Raw genomic sequence first — 7,004 nt, forward strand, 5'->3', positions numbered from 1 at the left:
CCGAGCGGGTCAAGGATCTCCTCTGGCGCCTCCACATCCGGGCCGCGAAGTACGGCATCCGGCCCTTCTTCACGGCGAACACCCCGTACCTGAACACCATCCCGCGGGACCGCCAGCCCCCGTACCCCGGAAACCGCGAGATCGAGCGCCGGATCAAGAGCCTCGTGCGGTGGAACGCCATGGCCATGGTGGTTCGGGCGAACCGGGAGCTTTCGGGGATCGGCGGCCACATCTCCACCTTCGCCTCGGCGGCGACGCTTTACGAGGTGGCCTTTCAGCACTTCTTCAGGGGGAGGGAGCACCCCTGCGGCGGAGACCTCGTCTACTTCCAGGGCCACGCGGCCCCGGGAATCTACGCCCGCGCCTTCCTCGAGGGGCGGCTCTCGGAGGCGGACCTTTCGCGGTTTCGCCGTGAACTGTCTTCAGGCGGGGGCCTGCCCTCCTACCCGCACCCGCACCTGATGCCGGGGTTCTGGCAGTTCCCCACCGTGTCCATGGGCCTCACGTCCCTCATGGCCATCTATCAGGCCCGCTTCAACGCCTACCTCATGGACCGGGGTCTCCTGCCCCGCTCGGACCAGCGGGTCTGGGCCTTCCTGGGCGACGGAGAAATGGACGAACCCGAGAGCCTGGGCGCCATCACCCTGGCCTCCCGCGAGAAGCTCGACAACCTCGTCTTCGTCGTCAACTGCAACCTCCAGCGCCTGGACGGGCCCGTGCGCGGCAACGGCAAGATCGTCCAGGAACTCGAGGCGGCTTTCAGGGGCGCCGGCTGGAACGTCGTCAAGGTCCTCCTGGGCGAGGACTGGGACGAACTTCTCGAAAAGGACGCGGAGGGGCTCATCGCCCGGAGGCTGGAAGAGACGGTGGACGGCCAGTCCCAGAAGTACACGGTCTCCGACGGCGCCTACATCCGAAAGCACTTCTGGGGCCAGGACCCGCGGCTCCTGGAAATGGTGAAGCACCTCTCGGACGAGCACCTGAGAAAGATGCGCAAGGGAGGCCACGATCCTGAGAAGGTGTACGCGGCCTACCTCGCGGCCACCGAACCCGGGGCGGGCCCCTCGGTGGTCCTCGCGCTCACCATCAAGGGCTACGGCCTGGGGGAAGCGGGCGAGGGCAAGAACATCACCCACCAGCAGAAGAAGCTCAACGAGCAGGAGCTGAGGGAATTCCGGAGCCGCTTCGGCATTCCCATCTCCGACGAGGACGTGGCCCAGGCCCCCTTTTACCGGCCCCCCGAGGACAGCGAGGAGATCCGCTACCTGAAGGCCCGCAGGCGGGACCTGGGCGGGTGGGTGCCGAGCCGGTCCGCGGAATGCCCCGCCCTCCCGCCGCCGCCGCCCCTCTTCCGGGAGTTCGACGAGGGGACCGGCGAGAGGGAAATGGCCACCACCATGGCCTTCGTCCACCTCCTGGGGAAGCTCCTCAAGGACCCCGACTACGGCCGGTTCGTGGTGCCCATCGTCCCCGACGAAGCCCGCACCTTCGGCATGGAGAGCCTCTTCCGCCAGGCGGGCATCTACTCCCACGCGGGCCAGCTCTACGAGCCCGTGGACCGGGAGAGCCTCCTCTACTACAAGGAGGCCACCGACGGGGCCATTTTGGAGGAGGGAATCACCGAAGCGGGGGCCATGTCCTCCTTCATCGCGGCCGCCACGGCCTATTCCACCCACGGCATTCCGACGATCCCGTTCTTCATCTTCTATTCCATGTTCGGCTTCCAGCGAATCGGAGATCTCATCTGGGCCGCCGCCGACATGCACGCCCGGGGCTTCCTCCTGGGCGGAACCGCGGGCCGCACCACCCTCATGGGCGAGGGCCTCCAGCACCAGGACGGCCAGAGCCACCTCCTCGCCTTTCCGGTTCCGAACCTCAAGGCCTACGATCCGGCCTTCGCCTACGAGGTGGCCGCGATCCTCGAGGACGGCCTGCGCCGGATGGCCGCGGAGCGGGAGAACGTCTTCTACTACGTCACGGTGATGAACGAATTCTACGCCCAGCCCGCCCTGCCCGAGGGAGCGAGGGAGGGTGTTCTCGCGGGCCTCTACCGGTTCCGTCGTTCTTCCCTCGAAGGCCGGCCCCGGGCCCACCTCCTCGGCTCGGGCACGATCCTCAACGAGGTCCTGAAGGCGGCGGGGATCCTCGAGGAGCGCTACGGCGTCGCGGCGGACGTCTACAGCGCCACGAGCTACAAGGAACTGCACCGGAACGCGCTGGAGGTCTCCCGCTGGAACCTGCTCCACCCCACCGAGGCGCCGCGGCGCACGCGGGTGGAGGAGGTCCTGGGCGGCGCGGAAGGCGTTTTCGTGGCCGCCTCGGACTACGTGAAGGCCGTCCCGCTTTCGGTGGCGCCCTGGGTCCCCGGCCCCCTCGCCGTTCTGGGCACCGACGGCTTCGGACGGAGCGACGGCCGGGAGGCCCTGCGGGATTTCTTCGAGGTGGATGCCCGCCACACGGCCTTTGCGGCCCTCTCGCTCCTGGCCCGCTCCGGCGCCCTGGACCGGGCGGTGGCCGAGGGGGCCAGAAGGGACCTGGAAATCGACGCGGGAAGGCCCGATCCGGCGGGCCGTTGAGAGGCGAGGTCGAGGAATGCTCAAGGACGTGACCCTTCCCGAAGTCTCGGAAAACGTCGTCCAGGCCGACGTGGTCAAGGTGCTGGTGGCGGTGGGCGAGGCCGTGAAGGCCGACCAGCCGCTGCTGGAGGTGGAGACGGACAAGGCCCTCTTCGAACTGCCCGCCCCCTTCCAGGGCACCGTGGCCGAGGTCCTCGTGAAGGCCGGGGACCGGATCCGCGTGGGGCAGGTCCTCCTCCGCCTGGAAACCGCCGGCGGGGAGGCCGAAAGGGCCCCCGGTCAGGATGCGAAAGCCGGGGCGCCTTCCAAGTCCGGTGCCTCCGCGCCGCCGCCCGCGCCGGCTTCGGCCGCTCCTCCCGCTCCCCGGGCCGTCCCGGACCCGCCGGCCGCCGCTCCTCCCGGCCCGGCCTCTCCGGCCGTGCGGAAGCTCGCCCGGGAATTGGGCGTGGACCTGTCTTCGGTGCGGGGCTCGGGCCCGAGGGGGCGGCTCACCCTGGAGGACGTGAAGGTCCGGGCCAAGGCGCTGCTGGCGGTTCCTCCGGCCGCCTCCGGGCCGACCTCACGCCCCCTTCCCGACTTCTCCCGGTGGGGGTCCGTGCGGCGCGAAGCCTTCACCACCGTGCGCCGGCTCACCTCAGAGGCCATGGCCCACGCCTGGGCGACGGTCCCCCAGGTGACCCAGTACGACCGGGCCGACGTGACGGATCTGGAGGCCTTCAGGGCCAGGTACGGAGCCCGGGCCGAGGCGGCCGGGGGCAAGCTCACCGTCACCGCCCTCCTCGTCAAGGTCACGGCCTCCGCCCTGAAGGCCTTCCCGGCCTTCAACGCCAGCCTGGACGCCGAGAGGGGCGAGACGGTCTTCAAGGAATACGTTCACGTGGGCGTGGCCGTGGACACGGACCGTGGCCTCCTCGTGCCCGTGGTGCGGGACGCCGACCGGAAGAACGTCCTGAGCCTGGCGCGGGAGATCCGCGAGCTGGCCGAACGGGCCCGGTCGCGCAAACTCCTTCCGGACGAGATGGAGGGCGGGACCTTCACGATTTCCAACCTGGGCGGGATCGGCGGCACCGCCTTCGCGCCCATCGTCTACTGGCCGCAGGTGGCGATCCTCGGAGTCTCCCGAAGCGAGGTGCGGCCCGTGTGGAGGGAGGGCCGCTTCGAGCCCCGCACTTTCCTTCCCCTTAGCCTCTCCTACGACCACCGACTCATCGACGGGGCCGACGGGGCGCGGTTTCTCCGCTGGATCTGCGAGGCCCTCGAAGAGCCGTGGCTCCTCGCGCTGGAAGGGTAGGCCGGCCGTGAAACGACTTCGAAAGACCATCCAAGAGCAGCGAATCTCCGGAATCCGTGGAGGGACAGGAAGCGCCGTGCGCCTCGATTACCTGTCGCCCGGGGACATGGAGGGCGCGGACTTCGTCAGCGTCCTCACCCTGGACCCCGGCGCTTCCGTAGGGGAACACCTCCACCCCGCCGAGGAGGAACTCTACCTCGTGCTCGAAGGGGAGGGCGCGGGGCGCTTGGACGGAGAATCTTTTCCCGTGGGCCCGGGAGACGCCTACCTCTGCAAGGCCGGCCACACCCACGGGCTCGTCAACCCGGGGCCCAGGCCCCTCACCTTCCTGGCCGTGCTCGCGAAGGCAAAGAGCAAGACGTGAGACGTGAAGCGTCAGGCGATAGACGTCCGACGCCTGACGCGATGCCTTGACGGCCGAATCGGGACACCCTAGATTTCCCTCAAGACGACACGCGTGTTCGAAGGTTCCCGGGGGCGGGCCGGGTCTTGTCCGGGTTTTGGGGCAAACCGAGGAGGGCGGCATGGACGGCGGGAGACAGGCCAAGTTGTCTTGGAAAAAGGTGGCGTTCCTCTTGGGCGCGGCCGTCGGTCTGGGGTTTGCCCTCCCGGCGCACACGCCGACGTCGAACCAGCTGTACGTCTACGAACACATCAACTACGGCGGAGCGTACATCCGGTGGGATGGGATCCGGGACATTTCGGACCTGCGCAGTTACAACACGGGCGCCCTTGGAACCCCCAATTGGAACGACCGCATCTCCTCCTTCAAGGTCGGAAGCGACTTGAAAGTGATCTTCTACGAACACATCAATTACAAAGGGGCCTCGTGGACGGTGACGGGGCCGGCCAGCATCCCCTCTCTCGTACCCAACGGGTGGAACGATCGGGCCTCATCCCTGCGGACCGTCCCGAAATAGGCGCCTGAAGGCCTCGGGAACGCTTCGCGAGGGGGCATCCGGATCGCGGGGACCACCGTTTCTATTCCGCCCAACCGTAAGTGAGGGGGAGGCGGACCCGGCGCACGCCCGAGCGGAAGGCCTCCTCCTCCCGGGCGGCCAGGAGGCGGGCCTCCTCTTCGTCGAGAATCCCGCTCCTTCGCAGGGCCTCCACCTCCGCGAGGGTCTCGCGGGGATCCGAGAGGACCAGCCACTCGGGCGGCGTCACGCGCAGTCGCGGCCGGAAACCCGCGGAGTTTAACCATCCCTCCATCCGGGAACCGGCATCGGGGTGGCCGCCCGCCCGCCTCACCGCGCCCTCCAGGGCCTGGCCGAGTCCCGTGTCCGGGCTGTCCTCCCGGCCGGCCAGGTCGGGTTCCGCCAGCAGGAGGAGGGCACCGCCCGGACGGAGGATCCTCCGGGCCTCCTTCAGCGCCCGCAGGGGATCCCGGAGCCAGAGCAGGACGAAATGAAAGGCGAGGGCGTCGAAGCTCCCCTCCCGAAAAGGGAGATGAACGGCGTCGCCCCGGAGGGCCCGGACCTCGGCGGAAGCCACCGAGGCCTCTTGTAGGTCCAGGGCGATCACGGTGCGGCCCGTGCGCGCCGCCATTTCGGCGGCCACGGAGCCCTCCCCCGCGCCCACCTCGAGCAGCCGCCGGCGCGTGGCCAGCCGGGCCTCGCGGTACACGGAGAAACGCAGGGGCCTTGTTCGCTCGAACTGAAAGGCGGAGGGCGGCGGAAGAGGCTTCACGGAGGCAGTATACCCGTCCTGTGACCTGGAGGCGGTTTCCGGAAATAGCGGTTGAGCGGGAAGGCGACGGGTCTTCCCGCTGGGGAGGGGGCAACCGTGGAGGCATGCATGTTTCAGCGAGTCGCCGCCGTCCTGGCCGCCGCGGGGTTCCCCATCCTGGCCGTTTCCGGGGTGGATCTCTCCCGGCAGCCCAATCCCCAGAACGACCGGGAGGTCGCCTTTCACGCCGTCCGCGAGGTTTGGAACATGCCGGCGGACGAGGCTCAGGCCCTCGCCAACCGACCGGGGATGAGCCTCGAGGAATTCGCGGCCTACGGGCTCGTGTACGGATCCTCGGGCGTGAGCCTCTCCTACATCCAGGGCTTGAGAGACTCGGGCCAGTCCTGGGAGGACGTGGTTCGGGAAACCAAGGCATCCCTCGGCGACGGAGCGAGCCCCTCCACGGGGACCGGATCCCTTCGCGGAACGGGCTCGAGCTCGAGCCCCGGGTCGGGGTCCGGGCAGGCCACCGGCGGCGCCTCCGCCCAGGGCGGGAGCGCAGCAGGCTCGCAGATGCGGGTGCAGACCATGGCTCGGGTTCGGACCATGGAGCGGTTGAAAGCCCAGGGCGGGACCGGTGTCTCCGTGGGATCGGGTTCAGGCTCGGGGAGCTTTGAACAAGCCGCCGCCGAAGCCTATCGGGACAGCCGGGGGCTCTCCGCCGCGTCGGGATCGTCCCAGGGCGCGTCGCAAGGAAAGGGCCGCGGGCAGGGATTGGGTCAAGGGGCCGGGTCGGGTCAGGGTGGCTCCTGCACGGGCCAGGGATCGGGCCAGGGTTCGGGGCAGGGCTCCGGCCAAGGTTCCGGACAGGGCTCCGGACAGGGCTCCGGACGGGGATCGGGATCGGGCCGGGGGGGCGGGCGCCGCTGAGCGGGCCTCCCCGTTGTGAAACCACCGCCCTTGCGGGCGGAGAAAAGGGATCGGACGTCACGGACTGAAGGGCGGTTCCTCCCAAGCCGGCCTTCACCCCCGCTCCGGGCGTCCGATCTCTTGCTGTCTTGAGCTGGGAACGATGGGCCGGAGCACGAGGCGCCGGCCCCGAGAGGCTGCCCGAGAAGGAGCGCGCGAGGCCGAATTCACTTCGGCCGGAGCGCAAACCCCTCCAGGTGGGGGAATCAGCGGAGCGACCGAGAGGGAGCGAAGCGCAAAGGGGGGAGGGAAGGAACCCCTCCCCCCTTTGAGTTCCTTATCCGCCGGAGGCCACCTCGCGGCAATGGAGCTTCTGGTGCTGGGTCTCCAGGGGGCTCCGACCCCCGCGTCGCGCCTCGGGCGCTCCCCATCGGGGGGCTCGGCCGCCCCCCTCTGGTGCCCGCTTGCGCGGGCGGTCACCCCCCTGCCCTTGCGCGGGATGGCCTCCGCGCGGGGGAACCTCCCCGTTCCCCCGCACCCCCTCGACCTGCGGCGGCGCA

The 7,004-nt window shown here is 69.6% G+C and carries 7 protein-coding genes; 6 read left to right on the plus strand and 1 reads right to left on the minus strand.

The genetic code is table 11. The annotated features are described in order from the left end of the window. The 4 genes from aceE to AB1824_12670 all read left to right on the plus strand — a co-directional run. On the plus strand, positions 1-2,576 hold a 2,576-nt coding region (aceE, locus tag AB1824_12655; protein MEW5765814.1), incomplete at its 5' end, for a pyruvate dehydrogenase (acetyl-transferring), homodimeric type. A 16-nt stretch (positions 2,577-2,592) separates the two neighbouring features. Further along, a complete protein-coding gene (locus AB1824_12660) occupies positions 2,593-3,867 on the plus strand; it encodes a 2-oxo acid dehydrogenase subunit E2 (protein MEW5765815.1) in 1,275 nt (424 codons plus the stop codon). A 7-nt stretch (positions 3,868-3,874) separates the two neighbouring features. Next, complete coding sequence (locus tag AB1824_12665; protein ID MEW5765816.1) at positions 3,875-4,231, plus strand: cupin domain-containing protein; 357 nt, start codon at positions 3,875-3,877, stop codon at positions 4,229-4,231. A 160-nt stretch (positions 4,232-4,391) separates the two neighbouring features. Beyond that, positions 4,392-4,787, plus strand: coding sequence for a peptidase inhibitor family I36 protein (locus tag AB1824_12670; GenBank protein MEW5765817.1), 396 nt, complete (start codon positions 4,392-4,394; stop codon positions 4,785-4,787). 61 nt (positions 4,788-4,848) lie between these two features. On the opposite strand, the gene AB1824_12675 is transcribed toward AB1824_12670, so the two are convergent. After that, positions 4,849-5,556 carry a methyltransferase domain-containing protein gene (locus tag AB1824_12675; protein MEW5765818.1) on the minus strand — a complete coding sequence of 236 codons (708 nt, stop codon included), beginning with the start codon at positions 5,554-5,556 and terminating at the stop codon, positions 4,849-4,851. A gap of 108 nt (positions 5,557-5,664) precedes the next feature. On the opposite strand from AB1824_12675, the gene AB1824_12680 reads away from it, so the two are divergent. Both AB1824_12680 and AB1824_12685 read left to right on the plus strand, forming a co-directional pair. Next, a complete protein-coding gene (locus tag AB1824_12680; GenBank protein ID MEW5765819.1) occupies positions 5,665-6,465 on the plus strand; it encodes a hypothetical protein in 801 nt (266 codons plus the stop codon). A 343-nt stretch (positions 6,466-6,808) separates the two neighbouring features. Further along, the coding region (locus AB1824_12685) for a hypothetical protein (GenBank protein MEW5765820.1) at positions 6,809-7,004 on the plus strand (196 nt) is incomplete at its 3' end.

The organism is Acidobacteriota bacterium (assembly GCA_040752915.1).
GTDB lineage: Bacteria > Acidobacteriota > UBA4820 > UBA4820 > DSQY01 > JBFLVU01.